Annotated in this window: 16 protein-coding genes; 8 read left to right on the plus strand and 8 right to left on the minus strand. The window is 51.9% G+C overall.

The window, feature by feature from the left end:
• Window position 1: 1 nt before the first annotated feature.
• The 4 genes from htpX to O1721_RS17135 all read right to left on the minus strand — a co-directional run bounded on the left by htpX (window position 2) and on the right by O1721_RS17135 (window position 4,425).
• Entirely contained in the window at window positions 2-883 is an 882-nt protein-coding gene (gene htpX, locus O1721_RS17120; protein WP_003859899.1) for a protease HtpX, read from the minus strand.
• A gap of 193 nt (window positions 884-1,076) precedes the next feature.
• On the minus strand, window positions 1,077-3,125 hold the full coding sequence (gene prc, locus O1721_RS17125; RefSeq protein WP_015570296.1) for a carboxy terminal-processing peptidase: 2,049 nt from the start codon (window positions 3,123-3,125) through the stop codon (window positions 1,077-1,079).
• A 19-nt stretch (window positions 3,126-3,144) separates the two neighbouring features.
• The gene (gene proQ / locus O1721_RS17130; RefSeq protein WP_003859895.1) at window positions 3,145-3,831 is read right to left on the minus strand and encodes an RNA chaperone ProQ; all 687 of its coding nucleotides are present in this window, start codon (window positions 3,829-3,831) and stop codon (window positions 3,145-3,147) included.
• A 96-nt stretch (window positions 3,832-3,927) separates the two neighbouring features.
• Entirely contained in the window at window positions 3,928-4,425 is a 498-nt protein-coding gene (locus O1721_RS17135; protein ID WP_006811006.1) for a GAF domain-containing protein, read from the minus strand.
• A 132-nt stretch (window positions 4,426-4,557) separates the two neighbouring features.
• Here O1721_RS17135 and yebS point away from each other — a divergent pair, with 132 nt between their 5' ends.
• From yebS to O1721_RS17155, 4 genes are all read left to right on the plus strand, one after another.
• The gene (gene yebS, locus O1721_RS17140; RefSeq protein WP_020480541.1) at window positions 4,558-5,841 is read left to right on the plus strand and encodes a membrane integrity lipid transport subunit YebS; all 1,284 of its coding nucleotides are present in this window, start codon (window positions 4,558-4,560) and stop codon (window positions 5,839-5,841) included.
• Complete coding sequence (locus O1721_RS17145; RefSeq protein WP_017693254.1) at window positions 5,810-8,443, plus strand: PqiB family protein; 2,634 nt, start codon at window positions 5,810-5,812, stop codon at window positions 8,441-8,443. Before yebS ends, O1721_RS17145 begins: the two co-directional genes overlap by 32 nt.
• A gap of 56 nt (window positions 8,444-8,499) precedes the next feature.
• Window positions 8,500-9,963, plus strand: coding sequence for a 16S rRNA (cytosine(1407)-C(5))-methyltransferase RsmF (gene rsmF, locus O1721_RS17150; RefSeq protein ID WP_017693253.1), 1,464 nt, complete (start codon window positions 8,500-8,502; stop codon window positions 9,961-9,963).
• A gap of 106 nt (window positions 9,964-10,069) precedes the next feature.
• Complete coding sequence (locus tag O1721_RS17155; RefSeq protein WP_003859885.1) at window positions 10,070-10,309, plus strand: YebV family protein; 240 nt, start codon at window positions 10,070-10,072, stop codon at window positions 10,307-10,309.
• 34 nt (window positions 10,310-10,343) lie between these two features.
• Here the strand turns inward: O1721_RS17155 and pphA are convergent, their stop codons facing one another.
• Window positions 10,344-10,988: a protein-serine/threonine phosphatase gene (pphA, locus tag O1721_RS17160; RefSeq protein ID WP_032648594.1), complete on the minus strand. Its 645-nt coding sequence runs from the start codon at window positions 10,986-10,988 to the stop codon at window positions 10,344-10,346.
• Window positions 10,989-11,155: 167 nt separating this feature from the next.
• Here pphA and O1721_RS17165 point away from each other — a divergent pair, with 167 nt between their 5' ends.
• On the plus strand, window positions 11,156-12,136 hold the full coding sequence (locus O1721_RS17165) for a VirK/YbjX family protein (RefSeq protein ID WP_032648596.1): 981 nt from the start codon (window positions 11,156-11,158) through the stop codon (window positions 12,134-12,136).
• A gap of 429 nt (window positions 12,137-12,565) precedes the next feature.
• Here the strand turns inward: O1721_RS17165 and O1721_RS17170 are convergent, their stop codons facing one another.
• On the minus strand, window positions 12,566-13,834 hold the full coding sequence (locus O1721_RS17170; RefSeq protein ID WP_032648598.1) for a Y-family DNA polymerase: 1,269 nt from the start codon (window positions 13,832-13,834) through the stop codon (window positions 12,566-12,568).
• Window positions 13,834-14,139: a hypothetical protein gene (locus O1721_RS17175; RefSeq protein ID WP_032648600.1), complete on the minus strand. Its 306-nt coding sequence runs from the start codon at window positions 14,137-14,139 to the stop codon at window positions 13,834-13,836. The genes O1721_RS17170 and O1721_RS17175 overlap by 1 nt, the downstream gene beginning before the upstream one ends.
• A 112-nt stretch (window positions 14,140-14,251) precedes the next feature.
• Here O1721_RS17175 and O1721_RS17180 point away from each other — a divergent pair, with 112 nt between their 5' ends.
• Genes O1721_RS17180 through O1721_RS17190 form a run of 3 tightly spaced genes read left to right on the plus strand, consistent with a single transcriptional unit; the run spans window position 14,252 to window position 17,030 of the window.
• Entirely contained in the window at window positions 14,252-14,614 is a 363-nt protein-coding gene (locus tag O1721_RS17180) for a GtrA family protein (RefSeq protein WP_032648602.1), read from the plus strand.
• Complete coding sequence (locus O1721_RS17185; RefSeq protein ID WP_032648604.1) at window positions 14,611-15,552, plus strand: glycosyltransferase family 2 protein; 942 nt, start codon at window positions 14,611-14,613, stop codon at window positions 15,550-15,552. Before O1721_RS17180 ends, O1721_RS17185 begins: the two co-directional genes overlap by 4 nt.
• The gene (locus tag O1721_RS17190) at window positions 15,549-17,030 is read left to right on the plus strand and encodes a hypothetical protein (RefSeq protein ID WP_032648605.1); all 1,482 of its coding nucleotides are present in this window, start codon (window positions 15,549-15,551) and stop codon (window positions 17,028-17,030) included. Before O1721_RS17185 ends, O1721_RS17190 begins: the two co-directional genes overlap by 4 nt.
• A gap of 29 nt (window positions 17,031-17,059) precedes the next feature.
• Here the strand turns inward: O1721_RS17190 and O1721_RS17195 are convergent, their stop codons facing one another.
• Window positions 17,060-19,075: a tail fiber/spike domain-containing protein gene (locus O1721_RS17195; RefSeq protein ID WP_032668808.1), complete on the minus strand. Its 2,016-nt coding sequence runs from the start codon at window positions 19,073-19,075 to the stop codon at window positions 17,060-17,062.
• Between the last annotated feature and the right edge of the window lie 8 nt (window positions 19,076-19,083).

Below are 19,083 nucleotides of genomic sequence, written 5' to 3' on the forward strand. Positions count from 1 at the left end.
GTTACTTCAGGTATTCGCCGCTACGCAGCGCTTCAATACGTTTATCCAGCGGCGGGTGAGACATAAACAGCTCGCTCAGCGACTTTGATTTGCCGTTGATGCAGAAGGCCATCATGCTGTTTGCTTCCTGCGGCTCGTAGCTGGTTTTCAGTCGTTGCAGCGCAGCAATCATCTTTTCACGACCCACCAGTTTCGCGGAACCGGCATCCGCGTGGAACTCACGATGACGGGAGAACCACATGGTAATGATGCTTGCCAGGATACCGAACACCAGCTCCAGCACCATTGAAACAGCAAAATAGATCAGCGGGTTGCCGTTGCTCTCTTCACCCTCATCACGGTTGCCACCCATAAACCCGGCAGCAATCTGTGCCAGAATACGAGAAATAAAGATAACGAAGGTGTTCACCACGCCCTGGATCAGGGTCATGGTGACCATATCGCCATTGGCGATATGGCTGATCTCGTGAGCAATAACCGCTTCCGCTTCGTCACGGCTCATGTTTTGCAGCAGGCCGGTACTGACGGCCACCAGGGACGCGTCACGACGCGCACCGGTAGCAAACGCGTTGATATCCGGCGCGTGGTAGATGGCTACCTGCGGCATGGCAATGCCCGCCTGCTTTGACTGCTGAGCAACCGTGCTCATCAGCCACTGCTCCATATCGTTACGCGGTTGCTCAATAACTTCACCGCCCACGGATTTCAGTGCCATCCACTTCGACATCAGCAGTGAAATGAAAGAGCCACCGAAACCAAACAGCAGCGCCATAATCAACAGACCCTGAACGCTGCTCGACTGAATTCCCGTCAGGCTTAGCACCAGCCCGAATACCACCATCACCGCCAGGTTGGTGAGCAGGAAGAGCGCGATTCGCATCATAATATTCTTTTAACCTCAGTTTAACAAAACGCACTATGCGATTACCCACATCGTATGGGTATTACGGCTATTTTCAAGCATCCAGACGGCGTAAGTCACCAGAAAGACACAACTTTACACAATTGGAAATCCGCCTGACGGAAGGAGGAGGTACATAAAGAAACAGGCACAATTTCTTGTGCCTGTTGGGGGATTATTTTGTCGGAGCAGGTTGCAGGGCGGGTTTCTCTTTTTCCAGCTTCGCGAGATCAAGCGCGATATGCACCGTCTCGTCCAGATACGGATCGGGCTCCTGGTAATCCTTAGGCAGATCGTCCAGTTTTTTGAGCAGAGGCTTGCCCTCACGTTTGAAGCGATCGTTGATACGCGCCAGACGTGTCGCGTCATCTTCATTGTTCTCTTTCTCACGCTGGGCGTAGTTCAGAGACACAATGTTCCGTTTCGCTTTCAAAGCATTGAAACGCGCGATGTCCTTCATGATGTACTGGAATTCCGGATCCTTCCCGATGCGATCGTTGTGATTTTTCAGCAGTTCCGGTCCGAACTGTTTCATATCACCCGATTTCACGAATGTCGCGGCATCAATGCTATCCCACGGCAGCGCGTTATCTTCAAACTTCTCGCCCGTTTCCGTCTCTTCGGTACCTGTCGGCATCATGATATCCGGCGTCACGCCTTTGCGCTGCGTACTGCCGCCGTTGACGCGGTAAAACTTCTGAATAGTGTACTGTACTGAGCCCAGCGCAGGCCACTCAGGGCGCAGCATCTGGTCGTAAATACGGTTCAGAGAGCGGTACTGCTGAACGGTGCCCTTGCCAAACGTCGGTTCGCCGACGATTAATGCCCGGCCGTAATCCTGCATGGCAGCAGCGAAGATTTCCGATGCAGAGGCGCTGAAGCGATCGACCAGCACCACCAGCGGCCCCTTATAGTAGACCACACCATCGGTATCGGCATCTTCACGCACTTTACCGTTGTTATCGCGCACCTGTACCACCGGGCCAGACGGGATAAACAGCCCGGAAAGCGAGACGGCCTCGGTCAATGCCCCGCCGCCGTTGCTGCGCAGGTCAATGATCACGCTGCTGACATTCTGCTTTTCAAGCTTCTGGAGCTGCACTTTCACATCATCGGTCAGGCCGACGTAGAAACCTGGGATATCCAGAACGCCAACCTTCTCTTTACCCACGGTTTTCACCGACATTTTCACCGCGCGATCTTCCAGACGGATACGCTCACGGGTGAGAGTAACGATACGGGTTTTAGTCCCCTTACCGGCTGGCAGGATCTCCAGGCGAACTTTGCTGCCCTTCGGCCCTTTGATCAGCGCAACAACATCATCAAGACGCCAGCCAATCACGTCCACCATGCTCTTTCCGGTTTGACCCACACCGACAATACGGTCGCCTACGCTGATCGCTTTGCTTTTCGACGCAGGGCCACCAGCCACCATGGAGTTGATTACGGTGTAGTCATCGTCCATCTGAAGCACAGCACCGATACCTTCCAGAGACAGGCTCATTTCGGTATTGAACTGTTCGGTGTTACGTGGAGAGAGATAATTAGTGTGCGGATCAATTTCATGCGCAAACGCGGTCATCGCCAGCGAGAAAACATCTTCACTGTTGGTCTGCGCCAGACGACGAATAGCGAATTTGTATCGACGATTTAACGTCTCACGGATCTCTTTCTCGTCTTTGCCTGTAAGCTTGAGGCTCAGTTCGTCATATTTGACTTTTCCGTCCCACAGCGCATTCAGTTCAGCCTCGTCTTTCGGCCATGGCGCTTTGCTGCGGTCCAGATTAAAGGTGTCGTTGCCGGTGAAGTCCATCGGACGTTCCAGCACTTTCAGCGCGTATTGATAACGCTCAAAACGGCGCTTTTGCGATAAGTTGTACAGATCGTAGAACAGATCGAGCTTTCCGGAGCGCAGCTCATCACCCACTTCGGATTTGCGTTTAGCGAACTGTTCGACATCGCTGGCCAGCAGTACGTTATGGCTGTAATCCAGCAAGTTCAGATAACGGTCAAAGATTTTGGCCGAAAAGGCCTGATCGAGATCGAACTGACGATAGTGCGAACGAGTAAAGCGCGACGTCACGCGCTCACTCACCGTCGCGTGCTGAGTCTCTTCCTTGAGAACCGGAATTTGATCAACACGCGTAATATCGTCCACAGCGAAAGCATGGCCTGTTATAGCAAACAGGCCAGCCAGCGCGGTGAGCTTAAAAAAAGTGTTCATGCCAGGCTCGGCCTCCGTTTCAGAACAACAAGTGTTCTGCGCGTACAATCATTGACATACCAGAAGTCAGCTGTACACGAACGCCATCTTTGGTGATTTCCAGTACGGTGGCGTCCATCGCGTTGTTACCCGCTTTCACCTTCAGAGACTGACCTACGCTCAGCGCATTGATGTCAGAAACTGGGGTGTGGCGCGGCTCTTCGCGCGGCGCACGTGGGGCTTTAGCTGCGGGTTTGTCAGCACGCGGTTTGCGATCGTTATTTTCAGTACGACGCGGTGCCGGGCGCGGTTTACGCTCGCGACGAGGGGCGTCTTCCTGACCGTTTGCCGCTGCGGCTTCGCGTTTTTTCGCCTGCTGTTCCGCACGCTGTGCCTGCACGCGAGCTTTGGCTTCTTCAAGCTGCTTACGCGCATGTTCTACGTGCTGCTCGTCCAGCTCACCGCACGGGTTGCCGTCAAGGTCGACACGGGTCGCACCCGGCTTGATACCGTACAGGTAACGCCAGCTCGAGGTATAAAGGCGCAAGGCAGAACGAAGCTGCGTTTTGCTGAGGTTCATCTCCCCCTCAACGCGCGCGACCAGATCCTGAAAGATACCGACTTTCAGAGGACGCGCTTCACCTTCAGCGCTGAAGCACTGCGGGAAACGCTCGGCCAGAAATGCGATAACTTCTTTACTGCTATTCAACTTAGGTTGATTTTCCATGAAATTTCCTGATTACAACGGACGTTGCCAACAAGCGCAGGCATGAACAGGCGACATTATAATGACGCTATCAGTAAATGCTACGTTATCCGTTGATTATCCTGCGACGCTCGCAAAGAATTTATGATAATCGGTCTCTGCCAGAACATTTTCCAGGTTTGCGGCCAGCGCGCGCAGCCCCTGCTCATCCTCGGCAGTAAAGCGGCTGAAGACCGTGCTGTCGATATCCAGAACGCCAATAATCTGATTTTTAACCACCAGCGGCAGTACGATTTCAGAATTGCTGCTGGCATCGCAGGCAATGTGGCCGTCAAACGCATGAACATCTTCGACACGCTGAACCTGACGGGTCGCCACTGCGGTACCGCACACGCCACGACCTACCGGGATGCGTACGCAGGCGAGTTTACCCTGGAAAGGCCCCAGCACCAGCGTGTCACCTTCCAGCAGATAAAAGCCCGCCCAGTTCACGTCAGAAAGGCGTTCGAACAGTAACGCACTGGTATTTGCCAGAGTGGCTAAGAAACTGGTTTCCCCTGCCATTAATGCCTTAAAATCGCGATTCAGATCCGCGTAGAATTCTGTTTTGTTCATTATTCAATCACTTAGTTATCTTACATAGTTACCGCATAGCCTATTAAAATAAGCATTAAATGCGCTCATGCTCAAGATGAATCCGTTCATGAGTTATTATAACTTTCAACAATACTAATCTGTGTGCGACTGATGGCCCTAAAAACACCCCAAATTACGCCGACACGAAAGATCGTTGTCCGTACGGTAAGCCAGGCTCTGCCCCGTGCACATTATCAGCGTTGTCCCCAGTGCGATACGCTTTTTATGTTGCCGAAGATGAAATCGCACCAAAGTGCTTTTTGTCCATGCTGCGATGCCAAAATCCGCGATGGCCGGGACTGGTCATTGACGCGTCTGGCGGCAATGGCGGTCACCATGCTGCTGCTGATGCCCTTCGCCTGGACCGAGCCGCTGTTAAAGCTCTACCTGCTTGGCGTGCGTATTGACGCTAACGTGTTGCAGGGGATCTGGCAGATGACGCGCCAGGGCGATCCGCTTACGGCCGCCATGGTGCTGTTCTGCGTCGTCGGCGCGCCGTTGGTGCTGGTCGCGGCAATTGCCTACCTGTGGTTTGGCAACATTCTGGGGATGAACCTGCGCCCTGTCCTGCTCATGCTGGAAAAGCTCAAGGAGTGGGTGATGCTGGACATCTATCTGGTAGGCATTGGCGTGGCCTCCATCAAGGTGCAGGATTATGCGTTTTTACAACCCGGCATTGGCCTTTTCGCGTTTATTTCACTGGTCCTGCTGAGTATTTTGACCCTGATTCATCTCAATGTTGAACAGCTTTGGGAGCGATTTTACCCGCAGCGCCCCGCGACCCGGCCTGATGAAAACCTGCGCGTCTGCCTGGGCTGCCATTACACCGGTTTTCCGGATAAACGCGGGAGGTGCCCACGCTGCCACATTCCGTTAAGATTGCGACGCAACAACAGCCTGCAAAAGTGCTGGGCGGCGCTAATCGCCTCCCTGGTATTTTTGTTCCCGGCCAACATGCTGCCGATCTCCGTAATTTATGTGAACGGCGCCCGTCAGGAAGATACTATCCTTTCGGGGATTATCTCTCTGGCGCACAGTAACGTGGGGGTCGCCGCCATTGTTTTCATCGCCAGTATTCTGGTGCCCTTTACCAAAGTGGTGGTGATGTTTACGCTGCTTATTAGCATTCACTTTAAATGCGAACAAGGACTACGCACCCGCATCCTGCTTCTGCGATTCGTGACCTGGATTGGTCGCTGGTCGATGTTGGATCTGTTCGTGATTTCGCTGATGATGTCGCTCATCAATCGCGATCAGTTACTTGCTTTTACCATGGGACCCGCAGCTTTTTATTTCGGCTCTGCGGTGATATTGACTATTCTTGCAGTGGAATGGCTGGACAGCCGCTTACTTTGGGACGCACATGAGTCAGGAAACGCCCGCTTCGCCGACTGAAGCGAGAATTAAAACAAAACGCCGCATTTCGCCATTCTGGTTGCTGCCTGTTATCGCGCTGATGATCGCAGGCTGGCTTATCTGGACGAGCTATGAAGATCGCGGAAGTACCATCACGATTGATTTCCAGTCTGCGGACGGCATTGTCGCCGGACGTACCCCCGTTCGCTTCCAGGGGGTGGAAGTGGGTACCGTGCAGGATATTTCCCTTGGCAAAGGGCTGAACAAAATCCAGGTCCGGGCGAGCATTAAGTCTGATATGCAGGATGCCCTGCGTGCCGAAACGCAGTTCTGGCTGGTCACGCCTAAAGCCTCCCTGGCCGGCGTTTCCGGGCTGGATGCGCTTGTGGGCGGTAACTATATCGGCATGATGCCCGGCAAAGGTGAGCCACAGGATCACTTTGTTGCGCTGGATACCCAGCCGAAATATCGGCTGAATAACGGCGATTTGATGATCCATCTCCGCGCGCCGGATTTGGGCTCGCTGAACAGTGGTTCTCTGGTCTATTTCCGCAAAATTCCGGTAGGCCGCGTTTACGACTACGCCATTAACCCGAACAAAGATGGCGTGACCATTGATGTACTCATCGAGCGCCGTTTTACCAACCTGGTGAAAAAAGGCAGCCGCTTCTGGAACGTCTCAGGCGTCGATGCCGACCTGAGCTTAAGCGGTGCGAAAGTGAAGCTTGAGAGCCTGGCGGCGCTGGTGAATGGCGCTATCGCCTTCGACTCACCTGCTAACTCCAGCCCTGCCGCCGCAGAAGATACCTTTGGCCTGTACGCCGACCTGGCGCACAGCCAGCGCGGTGTCATCGTCAAGCTGACCCTGCCGGATGCCAAAGGCCTGAAAGCCGGTTCGACCCCGCTGATGTACCAGGGTTTAGAGGTCGGGCAACTGACAAAATTAACCCTCAATGCGGGCGGCTCCGTTACCGGCGAAATGACGGTGGATCCGAGTGTGGTGGATCTCCTGCGGGAAAAAACGCGCATTGAACTGCGTAATCCGAAGCTCTCCCTCAGCGACGCCAGCATCAGTTCTCTGCTGACGGGAAGCACCTTTGAGCTGATCCCCGGCGAAGGTGCGCCGAACAAAAACTTTGTTATCGCGCCGGCGGATAAAGCCCTGCTGCAAAAACCGGGCGTGTTGACGGTTACGCTGAATGCGCCGGAAAGCTACGGTATTGAAGCCGGGCAACCGCTGATCCTGCACGGTGTGCAGGTGGGCCAGGTCCTCGAACGTAAGCTGTCGGAAAAAGGGGTCTCCTTCTCCGCCGCCATCGATCCGCAGTACGGCAACCTGGTCCACGGCGACAGTAAATTTGTGGTTAACAGTCGGGTCGACGTGAAGGTGGGTCTGGACGGGGTTGAGTTCCTCGGCGCCAGCGCCAGTGAGTGGGTTAACGGCGGGATCCGCATTCTGCCGGGCAGCAAAGGTGCGCTGCGCGAAAGCTATCCGCTGTTCGCCAATCTGGACAAAGCCATTGAAAATAGCCTCGGCGACCTGCCAACCACCACGCTGACCTTAAGCGCTGAAACGCTGCCGGATGTCCAGGCAGGCTCCGTCGTGCTTTACCGTAAGTTTGAGGTGGGGGAAGTGATCACCGTTCGTCCTCGTGCGGACGCGTTTGATATCGAACTGCATATCAAGCCGGAGTACCGCAAGCTGCTCACGCCAAACAGCGTGTTCTGGGCTGAGGGTGGCGCGAAAGTGCAGCTCAACGGCAGCGGGCTGACCGTACAGGCATCGCCTCTCTCCCGTGCCCTGCGCGGTGCGATCAGCTTCGATAACCTGAGCGGCGCCGGCGGCAACATGCGTAAAGGTGACAAGCGGATCCTCTTCCCGTCCGAAACCGCGGCGCGCGCGGTCGGGGGGCAAATTACCCTGCACACCTTTGATGCCGGTAAACTGGCTGAAGGCATGCCCATCCGCTATCTCGGCATTGATATCGGGCAGGTCCAGAAGCTGACGCTGATCACCGCACGCAACGAAGTGCAGGCGACCGCCGTGCTTTATCCGGAATATGTGCAGACGTTTGCCCGGGCAGGCTCGCGCTTCTCGGTGGTTACGCCGCAAATTTCTGCCGCAGGGGTTGAGCATCTCGACACCATACTTCAGCCGTACATTAACGTTGAACCGGGTCGCGGCAACGCGCGTCGTGAATTTGAGTTGCAGGAGGCCACCATCACCGACTCCCGTTATCTGGACGGTTTGAGCATTGTGGTTGAAGTGCCGGAAGCCGGTTCGCTGGGCATCGGTACGCCGGTCCTGTTCCGCGGCATTGAAGTAGGGACAGTAACAAGCCTGACGCTGGGTAATCTGTCCGATCGCGTGATGGTCGGCCTGCGCATCAGCCAGCGTTATCAGCATCTGGTGCGCAACAACTCGGTGTTCTGGCTCGCTTCAGGCTACTCGCTGGACTTCGGCCTGACCGGTGGCGTGGTCAAAACGGGGACCTTTAATCAGTTCATTCGCGGCGGCATTGCCTTCGCGACGCCGCCTGGCACGCCTCTGGCGCCTAAGGCGCAGGCAGGTAAACACTTCCTGCTGCTGGAAAGTGAACCGAAAGAGTGGCGCGAATGGGGAACGGCGCTGCCGCGTTAATCTCGCAGGCTCCGGTGTCAACGCGCCGGAGCCTTTATGTTACACTGCGCACCTGAATGTTTCCCTGTGGTGTGCCCGTGGCTCAAAACTCCGTATTTCTTCCCGAACAATTCCTCGCACAGATGCGCGAGGCGCTTCCAGCTCATCTCTCTTTCGACGATTTCGTTGCCGCATGCCAGCGCCCTTTGCGCCGGAGTATTCGCGTCAATACGCTGAAAATCAGCGTCGGGGCGTTTCTGGATCTCGTCTCCCCCTACGGCTGGCAATTAACGCCGGTGCCGTGGTGTGAAGAGGGGTTCTGGATCGAACGGGATGACGAGGAGAGCCTGCCGCTCGGCAGCACCGCCGAGCATCTGAGCGGGCTGTTTTATATTCAGGAAGCCAGCTCCATGCTGCCGGTTGCTGCGCTGTTTGCCGACGGGAACCAGCCTGAGCGGGTTATGGATGTCGCGGCGGCGCCGGGCTCTAAAACCACGCAGATTGCCGCCCGGATGAACAACCGCGGCGCGATCCTCGCCAACGAATTTTCCGCCAGCCGCGTTAAAGTCCTGCATGCCAATATCAGCCGCTGCGGGATCCACAACGTCGCGTTAACGCACTTCGATGGTCGCGTGTTTGGCGCTGCCCTGCCGGAAGCCTTTGATGCCATCCTGCTCGACGCGCCCTGCTCCGGCGAAGGCGTGGTGCGTAAAGATCCTGATGCGTTAAAAAACTGGTCCGTTGAAAGCAACCTGGAGATCGCCGCCACGCAGCGCGAACTGATCGACAGCGCGTTTCATGCCCTGCGCCCAGGCGGGACGCTGGTTTACTCTACCTGCACGCTGAATCGCGATGAAAACGAGGACGTCTGCCTGTGGCTCAAGCAACGCTATGCGGATGCCGTCGAGTTTCTGCCGCTGGACACCCTCTTCGACTCGGCCAGTCATGCGGCCACCCCTGAAGGCTTCCTGCATGTCTTCCCGCAGATTTACGATTGCGAAGGCTTCTTTGTTGCCCGTCTGCGTAAAACCCGCGCCGTCGATCCCTTGCCTGCCCCTAAGTTTAAGGTCGGCAACTTCCCGTTCACGCCGGTCAAAGGCCGTGAGGCGGCACAGGCGCAAGCGGCTGCGAGCAAAGTCGGCCTGCACTGGGATGAGAGCCTGCGCCTCTGGATGCGTGACAAAGAGCTGTGGCTGTTCCCGGTCAACATCGAACCGCTGATTGGTAAGGTGCGTTTCTCCCGCCTCGGTATTCGCCTGGCGGAGATCCACAACAAAGGCTATCGCTGGCAGCACGAAGCGGTCATTGCGCTGGCCGGCAGTGAGAACACCTTTGCCCTGACGCATCAGGAAGCGGAAGAGTGGTATCGCGGTCGTGACGTTTACCCGGAAGACGGCCCTTCACAGGATGAAGTCATCGTGACGTATCAGGGCTATCCGCTGGGGCTGGCGAAAAAAGTCGGCTCGCGGCTGAAAAACAGCTATCCGCGCGAACTGGTACGCGATGGCCGCCTGTTTACCGGTAACAACCGCAGCGCCTGAAAAAAAGCGCATTTTTTTACTGGCGATTTCGCTCTCCTTGTCTAGGATCAAAAATGGGTGACTGCACTGGTCATACCAGATTTTGGGCAACAAACCGGAGAGCATTATGACGAAAACCAGCGTACGCATTGGCGCTTTTGAAATCGACGACGCTGAATTGCGCGGCGAATCACAAGGCGAACGAACGTTAAGTATTCCCTGCAAATCCGATCCGGATTTGTGCATGCAGCTGGACGCCTGGGATGCAGATACCAGCGTCCCGGCGATCCTTGATGGGGAACATTCCGTTCTGTACCGTGAGCATTACGACAGTAAAACCGATGCCTGGGTCTTGCGTCTTGCCTGACCCAAAGAGAACCCGCCCGAAGGCGGGTTATTTATTACTGAAGCTGCGCCAGCGTCAGAAAGCCCCCGATTACTGCCCCCGTATCAATGTAGTGCAGATTGTTAAAATCGTAGCGTTTGTCCACAGGCGTATGTCCAAACCAGAAGTGATCCGCACCGCTAATGCCCTGCCCTTTGCCCACCATAAAGCCCATTAGCCGGTCGCGATCCCACAGCACGCGCTGGGCATCCACCGGCTTATGCCAGCCATATTCGGCGGAGGGATAATCCGCATGAGCAATCACGTTCAGACCGTTTTTGCAGGTTATTTCAATAATGTGCGGTAAGTCCCGACACGCATCGAGTAAACCCTTCGCCTGTTTTTGTTGAGCGTCCTTAAGCCCGGTAAACCAGTTACCGCCATTTATCGACCAGAGACTAAAATCATTATTTTCAAGCGCATCTAACGCCATTTGCTCGTGATTACCGCGTACCGCATAAAACCAGTTTTCCTGCATCAGCTGTAAACATTTTACGCTGTCAGGCCCGCGATCGATAATATCCCCCACCGAGATCAGCAGATCCGTATCAGGATTAAAATGCCGTCGTTTCAGCTCATCTATAAGCCACTGATAGCAACCATGAATATCGCTGACAACCCAGACATGACGCCAGTGTTCTCCCTCTATTTTCTGATACATAACGCCTCCTGTAAGAAGTATAGCTGCCACAGAAAATGTCATGAGCTGGCGTTGGATTTTGCGAATCCAAACAAACCATAAACCAGCCGGAAATAAAGATCGCTGCGCTATTAATCCCTTATTCCCTGGCCTTTAAAATAGAGCGGAATAAAAAGAGGGATTTTCACGTGTCAAACATACACCTGCAAAACGATGTTTTTTATCCGCATCGCACAAATATTATTTCTGAACTGGTGAGAGGAAAACGCGTTCCCGGCCCAATCTGGCACAAACGTGATTACCGGTTAAAGTTCCTTCTACGCTCGCTTTTATTCTGGTCCTCCACCCATCGCATGCTGGAGGCGCTGTCCGGGCGCGATGATTTCGACAGGCTGCTCACCTCTCAAATTACCTTGCCGAGCAAAACTCACCGCCAGTATCTGATGCGCGGCCTGAACTCAAACGATCGGGCCGATGCTATCATCAGCCACTATCAGTGGATTGATAGTCTGAAAAACATCGCCCTCGCCCACGCGCTGACCAGCCCGCAAGAGGTGCCGGTTGTCCGGTTCGAGGCAAAAAACGGCGAAATCTATACCGTCCACGCCTCGTCCGCAGGTAAGGCCGAACGCGAAGGCGAAAGCACGCTTTGGCTGCACGACAATGACAATACGCTGCTTGCCAGCCTGACGTTCTGTGTCGCACGCAGTAACGGCCGTACGGTGCTGGTGATCGGCGGCCTTCAGGGTCCACGTCGTCATGTTTCACGGGAGGTGATTAAGCAGGCTACCCGTGCCTGCCATGGGCTTTTCCCGAAACGCGTGCTGATGGAGGTGATCTTCCAGCTTGCCTCACGCTCGAACATTAGCGCGATTTTTGCCGTCAGCGATGAAGGCCATGTTTTCCGCGCGCTGCGCTACCGTCTGAGCAAAGGCCGTCATTTTCACGCCAGCTACGACGAGTTCTGGGAAGGCCTGAACGGAAAGAAACTCTCCCCCTTCTGCTGGCAGTTGCCGCTCCAGATGGAGCGTAAAGCACTGGAGGAGATTGCCAGCAAAAAACGCGCCGAATACCGTCGCCGCTTTGCGTTACTTGATGATATTGCGGCTTCCGTACATGCGCGCATTGATCCCGCAGCCGCCTCAGGCAAAAAACAAACAAAAATTTAACAAAACAGCCAAAAAGGACTGGACTTACGCCTGCCGGGTTGTGGTATGTTTGAGGCAGGCCCACAGGAAGTGAACCTTCTGCTGAGACGATAACCGGATTTTATCGTTTATTTTCAAGCAGATAAAAAGAGACCGAATACGATTCCTGTTTCCGCTTCAACCAGTCCTTTTTGAATTTATTCAAACACTTACACATCAGAAACCCGTTAAAAACGGGTTTCAATGCTTACCAATACATCCATTCAAGATCAAACCGTTGCCATCTTTTTCGAGTGGGCGACGAGTGAACTTCGGGATCGCTTCGATCCGAAATCTCCCCAACTTTGCGTAGCTCCTTCCAGTTTCGCAACTTGCCACTTTACGCCCAATGCCTTCATCAGCATAATCACCACCGATCCGATTGTAAGATTTATCAGGTGCGCACCTCTTTTATCGGACAACAAGCAAATCTGCAAATCTCGTAGTGTATCGAGGCGACAGCATTTCACGCTTCATCTGCCACTGCTGCTGTATACCCTGCCCGGCAAAATAGAGCGTGCCCTTTCCGTCCTTTGCATTCAGGTGATCCAGCACTTCCATCAACTTTTCACTTCCGGCACGCGGAGCGCTGTCGTCGAACAGGTTGAGTTGGGCCACGCCCTGGCTGAAGAAGTCACCCAGCATCACACCCGCTTTCTGGTACCGGTGGCCGTCCTTCCATATTTTGTCCAGACACTTTATCGCGGCGTTGATGATGTCTCTGCTGTCCTGAGTTGGCGTGAGAAGCCTTACCGATGCGCTGTTTCCGTAATACGGCTCATTAAGGGCAAAAGGTGATGTCTTGACGAAAGCGGAGATAAAACGGCAGTACTGGTGCTCACCACGTAGCTTTTCAGCTCCACGGGCCGCATAACTGCAAATCGCCTGCCGCATGTGTTCATAGTCAGTAATACGTTCGCCAAACGATCGGCTGCATACAATTTCCTGCTTTACCGGGGCGAACTCCTCCAGATCCAGGCATGGCTCGCCGCGCAGCTCCCGGACGGTTCGCTCCAGCACAACGTTAAAGTGTTTACGGATAATCCACGTGCTTTGTTCTGAGAGGTCCAGTGCGGTTTTTATGCCCATAGCGTTCAGCTTCTTGCTGATGCGCCGGCCAACGCCCCAGACATCCTCTACCGGCACCAGTGCCATTAACCTGCGCTGCCGGTCGACGTTTGAGAGATCGACCACGCCTCCAGTCTGCCGCTGCCATTTTTTCGCAGCATGATTGGCCAGCTTCGCGAGTGTCTTGGTCTGCGCTATGCCGACGCCGACTGTAAGATGCGTCCGCTGTAAAACGGTCGCGCGGATCTCTTTCCCAAATTCAGTCAGGTCCCGGCAGTTTCTTACGCCGGTCAGATCGCAAAAGGCTTCGTCTATGCTGTAAATTTCCACGCGCGGGCTCATTTCTTCCAGCGTGGTCATTACCCGGCTGGACATGTCTGCATAGAGCTCGTAGTTGCTGCTGAAGCAAACAACCCCAGCTCGCCGGAACAACTCCTTCTGCTTGAAGAACGGCTCACCCATCGCTATCCCGGCTGCCTTTGCCTCGGCGCTACGTGCTATTACGCAGCCGTCATTATTCGACAGAACGACAATTGGCCGCCCGCGCAGGTCGGGTCTGAATACTGTTTCACAGCTGGCATAAAATGAGTTCACATCGACCAGGGCAAACATCACATCACCGGATTGTCGTCTGTGAACGCCGCAACGCCATTTATAAAGAAGGTTACCACTCCCATGACTTCAACTTCATCTAAACCATCGCCTTCTATGCTTTCACCGTCTTCGGTGATGAGCGCCCCGCCCATAACGACCGCGAATTGTAGTTGTCCGAACGCATGCACCAGCACGCGCGTTCCGTTGTCGGGCACAAGATCAGGCTGAAAAAGCGCATAACCACCTGACGTTTCAACCAGGCACGAGTAGCGGTTAACGCTACATAACTGTTCAAGCCTGTATCGCTGAGCTTTTGCCTCCATGGCCACCTCCCAAAACAACTGTGTTTATATACAGTATCGTCAAATATGAGAGTCGATCAAGTTGGACAGTGATGCTAAACTTCAGACCTTTCCGAATTCACTGATTTCTATAATGTTAAAGTTATTCGCCAAGTACACATCAATAGGTGTTATCAACACGCTCATTCATTGGGTTGTGTTCGCTATTTGCATTTATGCGTTTCACACAGGCCAGGCACTTGGCAACTTCGCCGGGTTCGTTGTAGCGGTGTCATTCAGCTTCTTTGCAAACGCCAGGTTCACGTTTAAGTCTTCGACAACCACGATGCGCTACATGCTGTATGTAGGGTTTATGGGATCCTTGAGCGCAGCTGTTGGTTGGGCTGCCGATAAGTCCGGTATGGCTCCAATTGTGACTCTCATTCTCTTCTCCGCAATCAGTCTGGTGTGCGGTTTTATTTATTCAAAGTTCATTGTCTTTAGGGATGCGAAATGAAAATTTCTCTAGTCGTTCCCGTCTTCAACGAAGAAGATGCGATACCTATTTTTTATAAAACGGTTCGGGAATTTGAAGGGCTTCAGCAGCATGAAGTAGAGATAGTCTTCATCAATGACGGCAGCAAAGATGCTACAGAGTCGATAATTAATGCGATTGCTGTTGCAGACCCACTTGTGGTTCCGCTGTCATTCACAAGAAACTTCGGTAAAGAGCCCGCTCTGTTCGCCGGCCTTGACCACGCGACCGGTGAAGCGATTATCCCGATCGATGTAGACTTGCAGGACCCTATCGAAGTCATTCCTCATCTGATAGAGAAATGGCAGGCCGGGGCTGATATGGTTCTGGCTAAACGCTCTGATCGCTCAACAGATGGCCGACTGAAGCGCAAGACAGCTGAGTGGTTCTATAAGCTGCATAACAAAATCAGTAACCCGCAGATCGAGGAGAACGTGGGTGACTTCCGCCTGATGTCTCGAGATGTGGTTGAAAACATCAAGCTAATGCCAGAACGCAACCTTTTCATGAAAGGCGTTTTGAGTTGGGTTGGCGGCCGCACTGATGTTGTTGAATATGCCCGCGCAGAACGTGTTGCCGGGGATTCTAAGTTCAATGGATGGAAGCTGTGGAATCTTGCATTAGAGGGCATTACCAGTTTCTCAACTTTTCCGCTGCGCATGTGGACGTATATCGGTTTATTTGTAGCTGGCCTGGCCTTCATCTATGGCGCATGGATGATCGTCGACACGTTAGCATTCGGCAATCCGGTTCGCGGCTATCCATCACTGCTGGTTTCAATACTTTTCTTGGGCGGGATTCAATTGATAGGCATCGGTGTGCTTGGGGAATATATCGGCAGGATTTATGTTGAAGTCAAGGGAAGACCTCGTTATATCATCAAAAACGATCTCAAGGATAATCGGAAGGAAGAGAAATGATTAGTCAGGCTTTGGAAAAAGAAACTCATTTAAAGTGGGTGTTATTCACTTTTGTTTTTGCTGTAGTGGCTGTGTTTTTTACTGCTATCCATCCGGTGACAATTATCTCTGGTGATGAGTGGATCAATCTTTCTTCCGGAAGGCAGGCATATCCACAGTGGGGAGGTTTTAATCCAATTAAGGTTGTGCCTGAGGTTGCTTTCCCACTCTTTGGTAACATTGCCTCATCGGTCGTAATGCCACTTGGATTTACTTTCCTTGAAGCTATCGCCTATTTGACAGCGGTTTTAGTTGCGATTCTTGTTGTGGCGTTTCTTTATCAATTCTATGTTTTGATGAGAGAAACCGCAGGGTTGTCAACATACACTAGCTCAGTCATGGTTATCTTATACCTACTTTGCATGTTTGGCCTGTTCAGAACTCTCAATAATAACAACAGTCCATATCTGTTATGGGAGCAAAATCTTACTTGTTATTATCACTATATTGTTCCAGCCCTCATAAACGGCACCCTGGCACTTTACGTTTTAAGAATGTCGGCAACATTAAAACCCTTCTTTTACGAAAGAGCGATCTTTTCTGGCGTGCTGATATTCGCCATTTACCTATGTGTATTTTCGAACATTTTTGCCAGTGTTGTGCTTGCAGTAATATGCGGTGTGGTACTTCTTCTGAACCTCATTAGCAACAGATTTAAAATTGTTGAGACGATTAAGGCTTACCCTTTCCACTGCATTACTCTGGCGATGTGGGTTATTTCTGCTCTCTTTGAAATGAACGGAGGAAGAGCGGACCGAATGGCAAAAGATCATCTTGATATTTCAGGTACAGTCAATGCATTTTACTCACTGCTTAAATTAACAGATCGCACCTTCTTCGTTGTGCTGGCTGTTGGATTGGTTTGCGGCGTGGTGTTCTTGCTAAGAGGAAAATCAGATGAGACAACTGAAGGGAAAAGATACGCTTTCTGGGTATCAGTGACTTCTGGAGCCATTACCACATTAGCCCTTATTCTGGTATGCGCAAAGGCTAGCGCTAACTATGCGACTCGACCTGTAGCAATGTGGGGTTCGTTTATGTACCTGATAGTGGCGGCCAGTATAGGACTTGGTTACTTCATCGAGCGCTTTAAGGCTTCTCAATACATTACCCCAATAGTTTTACTATGCCTAGTTAACAAAGCTACAGATCAATCACATTCTTTGCGCGAGTCTCACAATGGAAACGTTACTTTCTCCGTGGCAAATGCGGTAGGACAAGACATGATAGATCAGGTTCAGAGAGCTGTAGAAAGCAATCAGAGGACCATGATATTGCATGTCCCTAAGGGTGACAATAATGATAACTGGCCATTCCCGGTGACAAGAGGAAAGGCCATATCAGAAACTCTTAAATCAAATGGATTAATACCTCGTAACATTGAGATAAAAATCCAGCCGGACAGAGAAATGAATGCGAAGTATGGCATGCCAATCTGAATTACTGCGCCCCTAATGGGGCGCATTTACTATGACTTGATATTAAGTGACTCCACGTTTCCTGTGCCACCTGATATGTTGACCGCTGTAGCTCCTGTTGTAGATCTCGCTTCATTAATATGTGCCATATTGAATGAACCAGCACCAAGTACGATTGCGTAAAGCATTGTTGCGCCTGTTGCGCTATTGCCTATCGCCTGACACCTATTACTGCTTGATATGTTGATTCCATTATATGTCCCGGTCGTACCAAATCCAGCATCAGTAATGGTATTACCCATTATTTTTATGCTTTCACATGTTGTAACTGAAATTCCGTGACCGTTAACTCTTCTTACTGTGTTTTGGCTACATGTTCCCTGTTGCACATTGTCAAGGACAATACCGAGACCGCCTGAACCATTCCCATCTACAATATTATTGACAATATTTGTATTGTAGTTGGCGCTTGATGTGCCAGCCATAATAACCCATATTCCGTAATTGAGAGAGCCAAGGATTGAGTTATTGGATATAACAACATCAGAGAAAGTTTGCCCAGTAAAAGGATTTGATGATGGGTTATAATATCTTACACCTTGTTGGCAACCCTCTATATTATTGTGTGAGATAACAATCCTTCCGCAAGATCTATCACCGATGAATACAGCATCTTTGCAGCCTGCGATCTGATTATTTGTTATCAGAAGTCCAAAGCAGTTTTGATGGTCTATCCCGTTATCAACAAAGTTTCTTACAATATTACCAGTAGTTGTAAGATGAAATTGAGCTGCCGCAGAGATGCCCTGACTATCACTTGCAGCCGATGAAGAAGCAACAACGATATTGTTCCTGATTGTGTTATAGAATCCTTGGCTTACCCCTATCTCATTACGCATAAGGATTCCCCAATTTGCGTGAAGGCAGGTATTACCCTCCATCACGCAATGCTCTCCCTCATTCATCTGAATGGAGCATCGAAAGTTACCTGAACCAGCGTACCCACAATTATCGGTTTTATTGTTTCTTACAATGCACTCTTTTCCTGCTGTGATAATTCCATTTCGTCCAACATCAACAATGATACAATTTTCAATCACTGTACCGGCTGCGGTATTACTTTGAACTATTCCTGCTGCGGCATCTGTACTATTTCCTTTAATCTTAAATCCATTAATACTATGCGCGGCTCCATTTACACGAACTATGTTTGCTATTGCAGCAGCTTTAATAACATTCAGGTAGAGATTTCGCCCTTTTGTTGCCAATGCATTGTTGTAAAGGATTTCACCTGAGATGTTGAAATCCATGCAAAGGCCGTCAAATGACTTACCAGATGCCGCAGCGATGGCAGCGTTAATATTTGAATGGTATGAGGGTGTAGTGTCATCCGCCCTTGGAACTGCGCCAAACATAAGAGGGTTGATGACTTCTGAGTTAATTCTAATCCAGGCCGATCCGCCCGATGTTTTGATAACCGTACCGTTGTTGTCTGTATACCCTATGCCATTAAGCACCGCCCTAAACTTTCCTCCACCATAGCCGGTATTTGCGGTGTGCTCCCGTACGGTGATGCGCTGCTTGTCATAGGATGGCTCTATAGTTCGAAGCGTAGCAATGTCTGGACACTCACCAATTAACTTCTCGCCATCTGAAGCAGATAGTGCAGATATCAAGGAGGCATCACCCACTCCAAGCCACGCCCCAGGCGCAATGCCCCCAGTGCCGGCCGGTGTCGAGTTTTCAGGAACCACTTTAGGCCCTGATGCGAACGACCCTGTCCACTTGTAATACTCGCCGTCGGCGGTATTCAGCAGCACCTCATTCGGGTTGTTTATAGTCGCACCGGTGGTGAATGTTTTCCCTGCAAGGATAACGTAACCGAAGGCTGCCATAGCCTGCTGAGAAAGATAATTGATACCTTCAACGGTGTAGTGTTGATTGCCGAAGCGATCGGTATAAGTCCATCCCATAGAGGTAACGAACTCGTCGATTTTCCCAGCGTTAAACTTCAGGTCGCGCGGTGATTCACTTGGGACGGGCAGGTTTGTTGGTGTCGTAGCCATATTGATTC

The organism is Enterobacter cloacae complex sp. HYC033_NIDB, from assembly GCF_056673335.1.